This is a genomic window from Arthrobacter sunyaminii (genome assembly GCF_018866305.1).
GTDB lineage: Bacteria > Actinomycetota > Actinomycetes > Actinomycetales > Micrococcaceae > Arthrobacter_B > Arthrobacter_B sunyaminii.
The window spans coordinates 1,688,993-1,702,801 of sequence record NZ_CP076456.1; the positions used below are offsets into that span (position 1 = coordinate 1,688,993).

The following is a 13,809-nucleotide window of genomic DNA, read 5'->3' on the forward strand; positions in this document are numbered from 1 at the left end:
AAAGGTGTCCTCATGGTCATGACCATTCCGCAGCGAATTCTGGTTGCTCCCTCAGGTTTCAAGGAAAGCCTCGACGCTGTGGAGGTCGCTGCTGCCATCTCGGCCGGCATCAGGCGTGCCATCCCGGGTGTCAGTATCACCTCGCTCCCCATGGCCGACGGCGGTGAAGGGACGGCGGCGGCGCTCGCCTGTGCGACGGCGGGCCGGATCGTCCATACGGCGGTCACGGGTCCAGTCGGGCAGCCGGTGGATTCCCACTTTGCCGTCCTTGGCGGGCCCGGGTTGCCCACCGCCGTCGTCGAGATGGCCGCGGCGGCAGGGCTGGCACTGGTGCCTTCGTCACTGCGCGATCCGGGCCGGACCACCACCAGGGGAGTCGGGGAACTCATTCTGGCTGCCCTGGACCTGGGCATGAAGAGGATTGTGGTGGGCTGCGGTGATTCCGGCACCTCCGACGGCGGGGCCGGGGCCCTCCGGGCGCTGGGGGCAAGGATTCTCGACTCGTCGGGGTCTGAGGTCCCCGAAGGTGGGGCAGCGCTGACGCATGCTGTGAGTGTCGATTTCTCCGGCCTGGATCCCCGGCTCACCGGGTGCAGTCTGGAACTGGCCCTGAATCCCTACAATGTGCTGTGCGGTCCGCAGGGGGTGGCGAGAGTGTTCGGCCCGCAGAAGGGGGCAACACCGCAGCAGGTTGAGGAGCTGTCCCACGGTTTGGAGCACTGGGCCCGGCTGTTGGCCGGCGCCTCCGGGATGACCGAAGATTCGCTGCGTTACGGTGCGGGAACAGGCGCCTCCGGCGGGCTGGGAGCCGGACTTGCGGCGATCGGAGGAAAGCTGGTGCCCCGGTTTGAGCTTCTGCTCGATTCCGGTCTGGCGGGCATCGACCTGGATGCGGCAATCGCTACGGCTGATCTGGTGGTCACGGCCGAGGGTGCCATTGATTTCCAAACGCCCCGCGGCAAGGTTCCGGCGGAAGTGGCCCGCCGTGCCCAGCGGGCCGGTGTGCCGGTGCTGGCGTTTGCGGGGTCGATCGGCAAGGATGCGGCCGTTGTCCATGCCGCCGGAATCGACGCCATTGCGGGAATCATTCCCATTCCCATGGGACTGGACCAGGCGGTGGCGGAGGGGGCCGTCCTGCTCCAGGAAGCTGCGGAACGCACGTTCCGGGTGTTGCTGCTGGGTTCGGCCATTTCATCCCGGGTGGCCGCCGCAGCGGCATAGGATGCATGCGCCGAGCACCTCACGTGGATTTTCCGTAGCGGAAAGCCTTCCCTTTCCGTTGCGGAAAGTCTAGGCTCGCAGCATGACAAACAATCAGGGCGCGCGGCCGGACTCCGCGGAAGCCAGACGGGCACTGGAAACCGTCTACGAATCGAAGCATGCCCTCGCCGCGTACGTTCGGTCGCCGCCCTGGCTGTATCCCCTGCAGGGACTGGGGATGGGACTGTTCGTTATCGGGCTCGTCTTCTCCAAGGAGGACGGGTGGGGGTCGAGCCTTCTGGCGGTGGCGGCCGTGTTCTTCTGCCTCCTGCCGATGCTTCAGGCCCGCGGGCGTGTGGTGGTGGATGTCTACACCCATAGAGGAAGCCGCAGGCTTGCCCTCGTCTACGTCACGGCGTTTGCCCTGACAGCTGTCGTTGCCCTGGTGCTGTATTCGATCTACTCGTGGACCTGGATAGCTTACGCTGCCGCCGCCATGGCGCTGGTCCTGACCCTCATCATGGGACCGGCTATGGAAGCACGCCTTGAGCGGTCGCTGCGGAACAGCCACCCATGAGCGACGGCTTCAGCGAAATCATCCACGTTCCGACCCGGCTGAGGATCTGCTCGATTCTTGCCGAGGTGGGTGAAGCTGAGTTCGGGGTGCTTCGAGACGCGCTGTCCCTGAGCGACTCAGTGTTGAGCAAACACGTTAAAGTCCTTGAGCATGCCGGCTTCACCAAGGTGCGCAAGGGCTCCGTCAATGGACGCACCCGAACCTGGGTGTCCTTGACCAAGCCGGGCCAAAGCGCCTTCAAGGCCCATGTCCTTGAACTCCGCAAGCTCGCCGCTGCCGGGGACCGGCTCGATCCATAACCCTTGCAGCAAAAGCGCCCGGGGCGGTCAGGAGGGTTTGTTGTCTTTTCCGTCCAGCCACAGGGCGTCGGATTCATCCCGGTGGGAGCCTTCCGTTCCCACGTGCTTGGCATCAATGTCGGGACCCTTTTTGATAATGTGCACCACAGCCATGCCATGACCTCGGCCGAGACCGTAGTCCGTTTTGAGCCATTCGAGGATCTCGCCGGCTTTCACTTCCGGGGCGTCAAGACCTTTGTCTTTTGCGAGCTGAAGAAGCTGGCGGGGCGTAAGGCCGGTTTTGTCTTCAACGGCGTCGAGGTAGGCCTGGAATGACATGGCGTGTCCTTCGTTCCGGTTGTCGCGGCAGGAAACGTTCAGGAGGGTCACATGCTGACGCTAGTGACGCATACAGAGGGGGTCAAGGCCGTTTGGAGTGTGGCGATGACGCGCGCTGGTGACTAGCCGCGGTGTTAGCACCAAGCGCCGGACGGACTGGGTTAGGCGGCTTTAATAATCCCTGCGAGCTCTGCGAGCTGGGGATTTTCGTTGCCGCCGTTCCGGTCCGCCCGGCGCGCACCAAGGCCCGATATCAGCGAGACAGGAGCGGACGCCCAACGTTGCCCTGTTCTAGTTCCGCATACCCGTCACCGGTGACTGTGGCGGAAGGACAGCGGGCAACGCCGAGCATCGATAGGATCCGGTGATCGGAATAACGACGACACTCTGGCGAGCGAGCACCAGACCGGGAGAGGATGCACCTAGGTTCCCGGACAAGGCGGACAAGGCTGCACTCAGGGATGCTTGGTGGGAGAAAGTATGAAGAAGCAGTTCTGCCTGGTCGCTGCGTCATGCCTAGCTGTCACGGGATGCGTGATATTTCCGGGGTCGGCCCCGAAGGCAGAAGTCCCGCAGGTACGGCCCGTGGACGGAGGAATCGACTACTACGAGCAATTCGGTAACTCGCTGCCCTCCTCGCCGGCTTACTTTCCGGTGGGAGTTTGGATGGAAAGCGTGATCGAGCCGGGCGATGTTGTTGTTGATCAGAACATTGGGCTGAACACCTACGCAGGGTTGACCTCAAATTCCGATATCAAACAAGTGATAGACGAAGGATCCTACGCCATCACAGGGTGGCCCGCTCCGGAAGCCGCAGGGTACATGCTTGCCGACGAGGTGGACATGTGGGCGGGACCAGGTTCTGCATCGTGGAGCGGACACTACCCAGGCGAGGGCGACGTCTGCGACCCTCCGGCCGCGCAGTGCGGGTTCACGGTCCAGAAGGAGCTACTCGACGCGGCGCCTCCCGGAGCCTTGCTGTACACGAACTACGGCAAAGGAGTTACCTTCTGGGAGTCGGACGCTGAGGCACGCCGATTCGTCAATGACTTTCAAGACGTGGTGTCTGCGGATAACTACTGGTTCACAGATCCCTTCATCTGTGGCCCGAGCGAGGGCGGTGCCGCTCTCAATGGTGGTGCCGAGCTTCCAGCTCAGGACTGTCGTCTAGCCAAGAACTACGGCTGGACAGTCGAACGGGTAAGAGCCCTGGTAGATCCTCGTGGTAGCAAGCCCGTCTGGGCGCTGATCGAAGTGGGCCACCCCTTCCAGGAAAGTCGTGGCGGCTTCATCGAGGGGCCCCAGATCAGGGCCGCGGTCTGGAGCAGCCTGATCCATGGGGCGCGTGGGATCGTGTATTTCAACCATAGTTTTGGTGGCGACTGTGTGTCGCAGCACGTCCTCCGAGAGAGCTGCGGGGATATGGTCCGCCCCTGGGTGGAGGCTGTGAATCGGCAGATTAAGGACCTGGCTCCGGTACTCAACGCTCCTTTCGTTGATGACTTCGTTTCAAGTAGTCAAGGCGTGGACGTGGCGGCGAAACTGCACGACGGCGGCCTGTATCTTATGGCGGGGTCGACGATCAGTGGCCCGCAGAGGGTTGAGATGAAATTGGCGTGCGGTGAGGCTCAGACTGCGGTCGTCATTGGAGAGGGCCGAAGCGTTCCCATCTCCAACAACACCTTTCATGATGATTTCGCGGACGCCAATGCCGTGCATCTCTACCAACTAGTCGGAGGGGATGCCTGCGGCCTTACTGGGGGGTCTTGACGAAGGATAAAGGGTCCTAGCCAGAGATCACCATGGAAGCTACATTTAGTCCCGTACCAGGGGTGTGACACAATCGGGCCGATTCTGGGGGTCTGTCTCTGTTCCGAGGGGCACAGAAATGCAAAAAGTGATATTGGGCGGCGTTCGAGTCGACTTGTTGGACATCGACGATGTTGTTCGACAGATCGCCTCCACAGCGGAGGGCGACGCCGTGGTGTCGAACACCGGTCCGTTGGCCGTCATCTCGGCGAACTTGGATCACATCGCGCACTTCGGCACCGACGGGCGCTGGTTTGACACTCTCGGCGACCGCCTCTGCACTGATGACTCCGGCAACGCACAGTGGCTGACATTATTGGACGGAGCCCCGCTGGTCGCCGAAGCAAACCGGCTGACTGGCCGTTCGTGGCCTCGGCTCGCGGGCAGCGATTTGATCGGGCCGCTCCTCGATGAGGCTGAAGCTCGAGGGACGGTCGTTGGGTTCCTGGGCGGGACACGTCTGATTCAGCGGCTCCTCTCCAGAAATCTCACACGAACCAGGCCTGCTTTGATTGTCGGAGGGCTGTGGTCGCCTGATCGTTCAGCTCTTACCGATCCCGAGGTGTGCCGTGATCTCGCGGAATCTATCAAAGCTGCGCAGGTGCAACTATTGGTTGTCGGTTTGGGTAAACCCCGGCAGGAATTATGGATCGCCGAGTACGGCCCGCTAACAGGTGCGAATGTTCTCCTCGCTTTCGGGGCAGTTGTGGACTTTCTCGCAGGAAGTATCGGACGTGCCCCTCACTGGGCTAGTGCCAGAGGTTTGGAGTGGGTCTGGCGGCTGGCACTGGAACCGCGCCGATTGGCCCGGAGGTACTTGATTGACGATCCTCCCAGCTACTTCCATATGCGCCGGAATAGCTCGCTTTCCTCCGCCGCGGATGGATCGATTCAACGCGAAGGTCATCGTGAAACCGTTCATTTCAGTGACGAGGGGACTCCGGATGGTTCGTTCGTTGCTATAGGAGATCCGGCAGACGTTGTGGTCTGCATTGTGACGTACAACAGCAGTGCGTTGTTGGACCCTCTTGTCGCCGGTCTGCGAGGTGAAGCCCGGAACCTTCGGCTCCGCGTCGTGGTCGCGGAGAACGATTCGTCGGATGGAACACTTGAAGCGCTTTCGAAGTACCCCGATATTATAGTTGTTCCGACAGGCGGAAATCTGGGCTATGCAGCGGGCATCAACGCTGCCCGGCGCTTTGCCGACCGTGACGAAGCGATTCTCGTGCTAAATCCAGACGTGAGAGTTGAACCCGGCGCAATCAGAAGCATGTACCGACGATTGGTTCGAAGCGGTGCGGGCATCGTCGTTCCTCAACTACTGGAAAGTGACGGATCCGTTTATCCGTCGCTCCGTCGCGAGCCGACCATTCTCAATGCTCTCGGAGATGCGATTCTTGGTCGCCGCTTACCGAATCGACCGTGGTGGTTATCCGGCACGGATTATGACCCTGAAAGCTATCGGCATCCGCACCGTTTCCAGTGGGCCACCGGGGCTGCGCTGCTTGTCCGCGCCGATCTCGCCGAACAGCTCGGTGACTGGGATGAGCAGTTCTTCCTCTACTCGGAAGAAGTTGATTATTTCCGGAGAGCACGGGCAGCAGGTGCTGGCCTCTGGTTCGAGCCAACAGCCAGGGTGACGCATTGGCGCGGCGGCTCCGGGGTCTCACCCGAGTTGAATGCACTCATGGCGGTCAACCGCATCCGGTACGCCCGGAAGTATCACTCGAAACCCTATGCGTCCGGCTACCACGCGGTGGTGGTGCTCTCTGAAGCTCTGCGTTGGGCGAAATCCGACCGCCGGGGCGTTCTGCGGACCGTCCTCGATGACTGTACCTGGGATGCGCTTCCCGGACCGACAGCTTCTGCCAATGCCGCACAGGTCCTCGAGCGCTTTCCCCGTGGCGCGGTCATCATCCCCGCTCATAATGAAGCGGCCGTCATCGGGCGGACGCTGGCACCTTTGGCGTCCCTGGCAGCTTCCGGGCGCATCGAACTCATCGTTGCCTGTAATGGATGCACGGATTCGACGGCTGATACCGCGGCAGACTTTGACGGCATCACGGTTATCGAGGTGGAGGAGGCTTCCAAGACCGCAGCTTTGAACACCGCGGATGCCCACGCATCCTTATGGCCGAGGGTGTATCTCGATGCGGACATCACAATCTCCCCTGCAGCACTGGGTATGATGCTCGACAGACTCGAACGCGGAGACGTACTAGCAGCCCGGCCTGCGTTCCGTTACAACTCCTCGGGCGCCTCATTCATGGTCCGGTCCTACTATCGTGCACGCCGCAGGCTGCCGTCGACGAAACAAGCCCTGTGGGGCGCCGGCGTTTACGGGCTGACCGAAGCTGGCCATGCCCGTTTTGGTCAATTCCCGTCAGTCACCGCTGATGACCTTCTCGTCGAAAGGGCCCTCGCCGGAGTACAGAAGGTGATTGTTAATACCCCCCCGGTGAGCGTGCAGACTCCACGAACTCCGGAATCGCTAATGAGTATCTTGACCAGGAACTACCGGGGAAACGCCGAACTGGATAGTAACGGTCCTGGTGAGGTGGTGAGAAAGGCTCACACCCGTCAGACTCTGCGTGAGCTATTAGCTTCCATTCGCGGGCCAGCCACCGCTTTTGATGCCATTGTGTATGCCTACTTCACACTCCGCGCGCGCAGCAAAGCATCACAGCGCCCTGTGCGGGGGGAGGCGGAGGCATGGGAACGGGACGAGAGCAGCAGGCACCAGTAGCAGAGGGCGCGCCTCAGCCGTCTGAAGATTCCTACCGGCCGGTTCCGCTCCTTGTACGGGTTCTAGCGTTCAGCACGTTTTTCTTTCCTTCGAGTATGGTGCTGGCGCCTCTCGGCGCGGTCGGCACCGTACCCATGATCCTCGCCGCCCTCCTGCTGTTGGTATGGTTTGCGTCGGCGCTTTTCGGGCTGCACGATCCAATTGGAGTGCGTCACCCTGCCCAGATCGGCCCAATCGTCTTTCTCCTTGCAACTTGTCTTTCCTATGTTGCGTTGTATTCGGGGTGGACGGGTCCGAGCACTGTGGCCGCGCGTGCGTCAGCTGATCGGTGGCTGATCCTCATACTGGTGAGTACAGCTATCGCCCTCGTCGTTGCCGAGACGGTCAGAACCATCGGGCACGCACTGGTTCTGGTACGTGCCCTGCTGGGGGGCGCCTACATCTGCAGCGCGGTCGCCCTCGTGCAGTTCCAATTCGGGACCAATCCGGTGGAGTGGCTGCAGCAGGTGATGCCTGGCTTCACGTACAACGGCGGCGACACGACATTCCAGCAGCGCGGCGCCCTTGTGAGGGTGGCGGGAACCACTTTCTCGCCGATCGAGTTGGCCGTGGTGTGTTCCATGCTCCTGCCGTTGTCCATCTGGCGCGGCGTCGTCGACCCGAGAGGACAGAAGTGGTTGCACTGGTTGGGGACAGCACTTCTGGTGTTCGCCCTGGCGCTGACGGTGTCACGGTCGGGCATTCTCGGGTTCGTGGTTGCGATGGTGGTTTTCCTGCCCTTCCTCCCTGGGGCTGCCCGGCAATGGGCTCTGGTCGCGGTTCCTGCTGGACTGGCAATTCTATTTCTGAGCGTTCCTGGGCTCATGGGCACCTTTGCTGGGGCACTAGCCGCTGGTGGGGAGGACCCATCCATCAGCACCCGAACCAACAACTGGCCGCGGGTGGTGGGCTTCTTTGAGGATCGCCCGTGGTTGGGGAAGGGTCCTGGGAACTACCTACCGGAAAATGCTCTGCACATCCTCGACAATCAGTACTTGAATACCCTTGTGACGATGGGAGTCGTCGGTCTGCTGGGACTGTGCTGCTATTTTCTCTTTAGCTGCATTTCCGCCGTGATGGCGGCCCAGTTAGCACGAAGTTCTTCACTGAGATCCTTGGCTGGTGCAGTGGCAGCCGGCGCTGCGGTAGCAACCGTCTGTTCCTTCACCTTCGACTCCATGTCCTTTCCTGTTTTCGCCTTGACCTTCCCTATGTTCGTGGGACTGTCTGGCGCGGTTTGGCTCATGGTCGCTGAGCAAAAAATATCCGAGACCGGAGGGCACTGATGGATTTATTGGCGGTAGCCAGGGTACTTTGGCGTTTCAAGCTGTTGGTTCTTCCGGTGATGCTGCTGACTTTCAGCGCCGCAGTCTTTGTCTACCAGTTCGGCCCGCGCTCCTTCGAGTCCACGCTGAGCTATGCCATCGTGAATCCAGCCGCGCCTGTGAGTTCCGAAATCGTAGACGCTCCGGCCGCTCAGGGCTTGAACAACGATAATCCCTACCTGCGGTCGTCAGATCCGAACCTGGTGACAAGCGTCCTGATTACCCGGATGCGGGCTGCTCCCGTCGCTCAAGCGTTGGAGGCTTCGGGGTTGAGCACCGAGTACACGGTGGCCCCGGGTATTGGTAATTTCATCGTGGATATCACTGGAGAGGGGGCCAGCGCTGAGGAGTCCGTGAGAACCACCACTACGTTGGGGAGACTGCTCGAGGATGAACTCTACGCAATGCAAACAATCAACGGAGCGGATAGTCGTTTCTTGTATACGGCACTGGCCGTGGCGCCTCCCGAGCAGGCTACTGAACGCTTCTCCAGTAGGTTGCGGGCTGTAATTGTGGTTCTACTCGGGGGTTCGGTGCTTCTACTTAGTGCTGTGTCACTTGGACGCGGATTGGAGATCGGGGGCCAACGACGCAAAGCTACTCATGGAGCCAGGCGGGCACAGTCCGGGGAGGTCAGTCGGCGGAAGTCCCGTAGTACAAAGGACCAAAGGACGCCGGCGGTGTCGGCGCAACTGATGGAATCTAGGAGTAATTACTGAATTCTGTTAGTGCCTGTCTGCGGTCCTTCAATGAGGTGCCGGACTTAGCCGATATCATGACCGCAACATCTGCTGCTCGGACGCTGGATAACAGTTGGCCCAGTGTGAACCTGTCCAACGGCACTTCGTCGTAGTGGTTCACACATAGCATGTCGGATGTTGTCTCCCGTCCTGCAAGTCCTAGTACCTCCTCCACGTAGACCCCGTACAGGACCATCTCCGAAAAATGCAACTCACCACCCACCGCGGTTGCCCACGGGCGACCCGTCGCGGCTTCTACGCGTTCCAGCATCGCTCGCACAACACTTGGTTGCCATGCGCAGGGCGAGCAGATGTAATCAGGCAAAGGCCCAGGTTCAGCAGGCGGTAATCCAAGGAGGCGTCTGGCCACTTGATGCCACAGGCGGTGGCGGGGCAACGACTCGTCGACCCCGTCTTCTTTCCGGTACAGCACAACTTCGCCTGAGGGGGCGTAGGTGCGTGTGTCGACTGGGCGGATGAAAACGATGTCTGAATCGACGAGCAGCACGATATCAACATCAAGGGAGGCCGCCGCTGAGAGCTTGACGATCTGTTGTGCAATCCAACCTCTGATCGGCGGGTACGGCTTCCGCACATTGAGCCAGATGTTCACCGGGGGGATCGATAGCATGAGCCGCGGCAGGAAGGATCCGGCTGCATGAAGTGGGGTGCGTTCGCCGGCGAGGGTATCGAAGAGGCCCAGATCATGCCGAGGAACGATGATGTGGTGGGTGACGTCGGCCTCCATGAACCTGAGGACAGACCGGTTCAGGTCCTCACATATCTCGCGATCCGGAGCGTAGCTTGGTGTTACCACCGCAAGGGTTATCGTCCCCTGTCGGTCCGGAAGGTTCGCTGCGTTCATGCTTTGATGCATCTTGTTCCTCTCTCAATTCAGGATGGCCAGTAGCTCGTCCGCCCTGTGTTCCCATGTGTGGTTGGAGGCGAACTTCCGGCGGCGCGCGTTAAGGGCCTCGTCATCTTTTTCCTCGAGCGCAGCCGTGACGAGATGTGCGAAGAGCGTGGGGTCGCTGCTGACGCGAATGAGATCCGATGCAAGCCATCGAACGGATGGTAGGTCCGTGGATACGACAGCGACACCGGCGGCAAGGTACTCGAGTGTTTTGAGAGGGAAACTGGCACGGTTAAAAGCCGTATCAGCATAGGGAGTGAGTCCAACACCAAGCCGTGCGAGTTCCGCAGGCACCTTCGAAGCCGGGATTGCGTCGAACCAGCTGACGTTGGGTGACCTGAGAAAGGCAGTCATTCTCGATTGGTAGCCGCGGGTCGCCTCGACCCGCGGTCCTATCACCCGGATATCCACTCCGGTCGAACGTACGGCCTCGAGCACGTTCAAATCGAGCCTTTCATTGAGCTGTCCGACGACGCCAACGACCGGTTCATGGCGGATCTCCGGTCGTGCTGGGGAGAGCGGTGCGGGACACCCGTTGGGTAGGACGCGCGGGGAAGGAGTCGTCAACTTCAGCTCGCTGCTGAGTCCGTCGAGTTGCATAGAGAGAAAAGGCGAGACGGTCATGACGACATCGGCGGCCTTGAGGTTGCTGACCAGCACAGTGTGGACCGCGGCTTTAGAGAACCCAAGCTGCTCCGAGCCTCCTAGCCAGTCATCAGTGACATAAAGGATTTTGGTACCGGCGAGGTCCTTCGGAAATGACGCCAATGGAAAGGACACAAGGACACCAATCGCCTCCACCTTGATTTCGCTCACCGCATCCAGCACCGCTCGCTCAAGGATCGCTGCTGTGAGAACCCGAATCCCAGGTCTGGTTACGCCCGGTGGGGCAATCACACGCACTCGTGTGACGCCGGCCGCTACCTCTGTTATTCGCGGTGTTTGGGTGCGACGTCCTGGTCGCCAGGGAATAGGAGGATCGATCCATAACACCCGACATCGTTTCGCCACGGCTGTCACGAGGCGCCTGTCCGTACCGGGCACTGCCTCGTCCCATCGCGTTCCGGCTATCCACACAAGTACCTCGGAACCCTTCATGCTGACCCTTGCCCAGCCCGTACGGCGAATGTCTGCTCGGCCAAGGGGCGGGAATTGAAGTCATCCTCTGCCGCGTGACCCAGAAGCCGTTGCGCACGACGTGCGACATGGTGGCGAACGAAACGGCTGGCCGCTGCAAGATCTTCAAAAGAAGACCCCATGGGAGGCGAGTCGAGGTACTCCTGGTAGAACGCTGCTTGTACTTGCGCCGCATGCTTCAGGGAAAAGCGGTCCTGCACGGTACGTAGACCGAAGGTTCCCAGACGGGTCCGCAGATCAGTATCGTCGAGGAGCGATGTGAGGATGGCTGCGAGGGCACGCTGGGAGTTGCTGCCGTCACCTCTGCCGTACCAGCCCTGCCACAGGAACTCTGGAAGACTGCTCGAATCGAGGAGCTTCCAGTACCCCTGTTCGCCCTGCACGATCAAAGGCTTTCCGAAGGCCATTGCCCGCAGTGCCGATCCGCCCATACCGAGAGCTACATCAGCAATTGAGTAGGCGGGTCGCGGATCCTCAAGCGCACCTGTAAGAACCACGGAGTTGCAGCCGGTCACACGATTGATCCGTTTCGCGTGCTGGGCCACCTCCTGCACAGCCGGTCCATCACCGACAATCACGAGTTGGATCGGCCGTTGACCTGCAAGGATCGCGATGGCGTCCATCGCCGTCAGAATTCCTTCGAGCTTGAGCTGGTGGGCCAACCGGGATACCAACACAATCGTCGACGATTTCGTATCAATCGCCCACCTGTCACGGAACTGTCGGGAACCAAAATCAACTCCTGGGCGATTGGATTCCAGGTCGACCGGCGGCTCAATCAGCCCTACATGCGATCTGCCGAAAGTTCGTTCAGTGGCCGCAATTTGTTCGGTACCCACCAGTAGGGGCATATGTCTGGGGATGAAGGGAGCTACAGCCATCGAAAGCACTGTTGCAATTGCCCGGGTTTGCGGTCTCAGACGGGACGCCGCCATACATTCGAGCGCTGGAGGCCATTCATACCCGTGGACTACATTGATCTGCCGTCGGTCGATAAGCTCCAGCAGAGCGCGAATAATTCGTGGTGAAGGTCTGCGGCCAGGAGCCGGAGCGACGACTACCTCCAAACCGAGTTCGTCAGCCCGGCGGAACAGGGGCCCGTGCTGGGCGAAGAGCACTGTTTCGTGGCCCAGTTCCTGAACGGCCGCAGCGAGCTCTAGGGCATTGAGCTGGCTGCCACCCAAGGACATGCTGTGCGGGTACACAAGGACTTTCATCGGCGCTAGTTTTCCTCACTTGTTTTGTATTGCACTTCGGAACGCCCCAGTTCTCGCAGCATCTGCAAGCCCTTTCGCTGCTGAAGGAGCAGCCCGGCGGAGACGATGACAACCATCAGACCGCCGGCACACAGGGCCGCCAGGGGCTGTATGCGGGTAGCCACCAGCGCTGTGGTCGCCGCCCACACTCCAATGCCCACCAGCAGGGGCAGCCATGTTCGTGAAAATATGAGCCGAAGTGCGACACCTGTCCGCTTCAATCGCCACAGATACAGGGGCAACAGCACCCCTCCGGAGACCGCCGCCTGAGCTGCTGCCAAACCTGCCAGACCTGCTGAAGAAGCACCGGTTATGAGAGCGGGCACCAGAAAAATCAGGGAGGAGAATTGGATCCAGAAAACCGTGCCGGACATTCCCAGGATCACCAGATAGTCGTACACAAGCTCGTAAAAAACACGGCACGCGGCAGCGATAACGAGCCATGACAGCGCGGCTGCGGCCGGCACCCAAATGTCTCCGTAGATCAACTGGACCAGGGGGACCGCTGCAGCGGCTAGGAACACGACGAAAGGAACCGTGAGAGAGGTGAGAATACCCACAACCCAGGTAAGGGCCAAGCGCAACTGCTCTGGGTCGTGCTGCAGCTTGGCAAACATTGCTGGTGCAACCCGCCGCAAGGGTTGAGAGAAGAGGCTCATAGGCCAACTGGAGAGGTTGAATGCCAATACATAAAAGGCAAGAACGCTGGCGCCTAGAAGCGATCCTGCGGTTAGTTGATCGGCATATCCAACAAAGAAGACCACCACGCTCGTTGCGGCGAGAGGAACCCCGAATCGCAACAACGGAACGAGTTTGGTCCTATCCAACCCCAATCGGTACGGCACCGGAGAGGCCACGATGAACATCACCGCTGCAATCAACGAGCCAGCCAGCCTACCGATGGCCAGGGCCATAGCGCCCGCTCCGAGCAACGCCAACGCCACCGAAATTCCCGCTCCCACCCAAACATTGGTTTGATCGATGATCATGCGGGTACGTTCTTGAAAGGTACGTTGCAGCAGCGCAGCGGGCGCCGCGACTGCACCATTGATGAGCACGCTCAGGATGAGTAGTTGTACTACCGGTGTTGCCTCCGGATCGCCCATCGCTTTGGAGAAGGCAGGCGCAAGAAAAAACGCTGAAGCACAGAAGAGGGTGCTACTAATTACAGAGATCGTCGTAACAGTGGGTGCTATCAATGCCGGGTCGCCCTGCCAGCGGACGATCGCGAGGCTGACACCAAGTTCGTTGAAGCTCAGGACGGCCAGGAGTGCCACCAGTGCCACGGCGAACGTCCCGAACGCGTCCGGTCCCAGCACCCGTGCAAGGAGGATGCCGATACCGAACGTGCCGCATCGTGAAACCAGGGTATTGAGCAGGCTCCACCCCATGGCCGTGGAGGCACCGCCGACAACAGTGCCCCTGCGGGGGATGACACGGGGCTTCACTG

At 60.5% G+C, this 13,809-nt stretch carries 11 protein-coding genes; 6 read left to right on the forward strand and 5 right to left on the reverse strand.

The features are described from left to right. The first annotated feature begins 12 nt into the window (after positions 1-12). The 3 genes from KG104_RS07405 (at position 13) to KG104_RS07415 (ending at position 2,076) form a co-directional block, all read left to right on the forward strand. Positions 13-1,221 (forward strand): glycerate kinase family protein, encoded by a 1,209-nt coding sequence (locus tag KG104_RS07405; protein ID WP_207346598.1) that lies wholly within the window; start codon positions 13-15, stop codon positions 1,219-1,221. An 82-nt stretch (positions 1,222-1,303) separates the two neighbouring features. After that, on the forward strand, positions 1,304-1,777 hold the full coding sequence (locus KG104_RS07410; RefSeq protein WP_207346599.1) for a hypothetical protein: 474 nt from the start codon (positions 1,304-1,306) through the stop codon (positions 1,775-1,777). Then, a complete protein-coding gene (locus KG104_RS07415) occupies positions 1,774-2,076 on the forward strand; it encodes a transcriptional regulator (RefSeq protein WP_207346600.1) in 303 nt (100 codons plus the stop codon). Before KG104_RS07410 ends, KG104_RS07415 begins: the two co-directional genes overlap by 4 nt. A gap of 27 nt (positions 2,077-2,103) precedes the next feature. Here the strand turns inward: KG104_RS07415 and KG104_RS07420 are convergent, their stop codons facing one another. Then, positions 2,104-2,394, reverse strand: a complete 291-nt coding sequence (locus KG104_RS07420; RefSeq protein WP_104160824.1) for a DUF4287 domain-containing protein — start codon at positions 2,392-2,394, stop codon at positions 2,104-2,106. A gap of 480 nt (positions 2,395-2,874) precedes the next feature. Here KG104_RS07420 and KG104_RS07425 point away from each other — a divergent pair, with 480 nt between their 5' ends. The 3 genes from KG104_RS07425 (at position 2,875) to KG104_RS07435 (ending at position 8,274) form a co-directional block, all read left to right on the forward strand. Further along, complete coding sequence (locus tag KG104_RS07425) at positions 2,875-4,164, forward strand: hypothetical protein (protein ID WP_207346601.1); 1,290 nt, start codon at positions 2,875-2,877, stop codon at positions 4,162-4,164. Positions 4,165-4,321: 157 nt separating this feature from the next. Next, positions 4,322-6,949 carry a WecB/TagA/CpsF family glycosyltransferase gene (locus KG104_RS07430; RefSeq protein ID WP_216202361.1) on the forward strand — a complete coding sequence of 876 codons (2,628 nt, stop codon included), beginning with the start codon at positions 4,322-4,324 and terminating at the stop codon, positions 6,947-6,949. A gap of 95 nt (positions 6,950-7,044) precedes the next feature. Further along, a complete protein-coding gene (locus KG104_RS07435) occupies positions 7,045-8,274 on the forward strand; it encodes an O-antigen ligase family protein (RefSeq protein ID WP_237685133.1) in 1,230 nt (409 codons plus the stop codon). A gap of 741 nt (positions 8,275-9,015) precedes the next feature. Here the strand turns inward: KG104_RS07435 and KG104_RS07440 are convergent. From KG104_RS07440 to KG104_RS07455, 4 genes are all read right to left on the reverse strand, one after another. Further along, complete coding sequence (locus KG104_RS07440; RefSeq protein ID WP_237686800.1) at positions 9,016-9,918, reverse strand: DUF6492 family protein; 903 nt, start codon at positions 9,916-9,918, stop codon at positions 9,016-9,018. 24 nt (positions 9,919-9,942) lie between these two features. Next, the gene (locus KG104_RS07445; protein ID WP_207346603.1) at positions 9,943-10,782 is read right to left on the reverse strand and encodes a glycosyltransferase family protein; all 840 of its coding nucleotides are present in this window, start codon (positions 10,780-10,782) and stop codon (positions 9,943-9,945) included. Positions 10,783-11,060: 278 nt separating this feature from the next. After that, positions 11,061-12,320 carry a glycosyltransferase family 4 protein gene (locus KG104_RS07450; protein ID WP_207346604.1) on the reverse strand — a complete coding sequence of 420 codons (1,260 nt, stop codon included), beginning with the start codon at positions 12,318-12,320 and terminating at the stop codon, positions 11,061-11,063. Positions 12,321-12,325: 5 nt separating this feature from the next. After that, entirely contained in the window at positions 12,326-13,807 is a 1,482-nt protein-coding gene (locus KG104_RS07455) for an oligosaccharide flippase family protein (RefSeq protein ID WP_237688689.1), read from the reverse strand. Positions 13,808-13,809 lie beyond the last annotated feature (2 nt).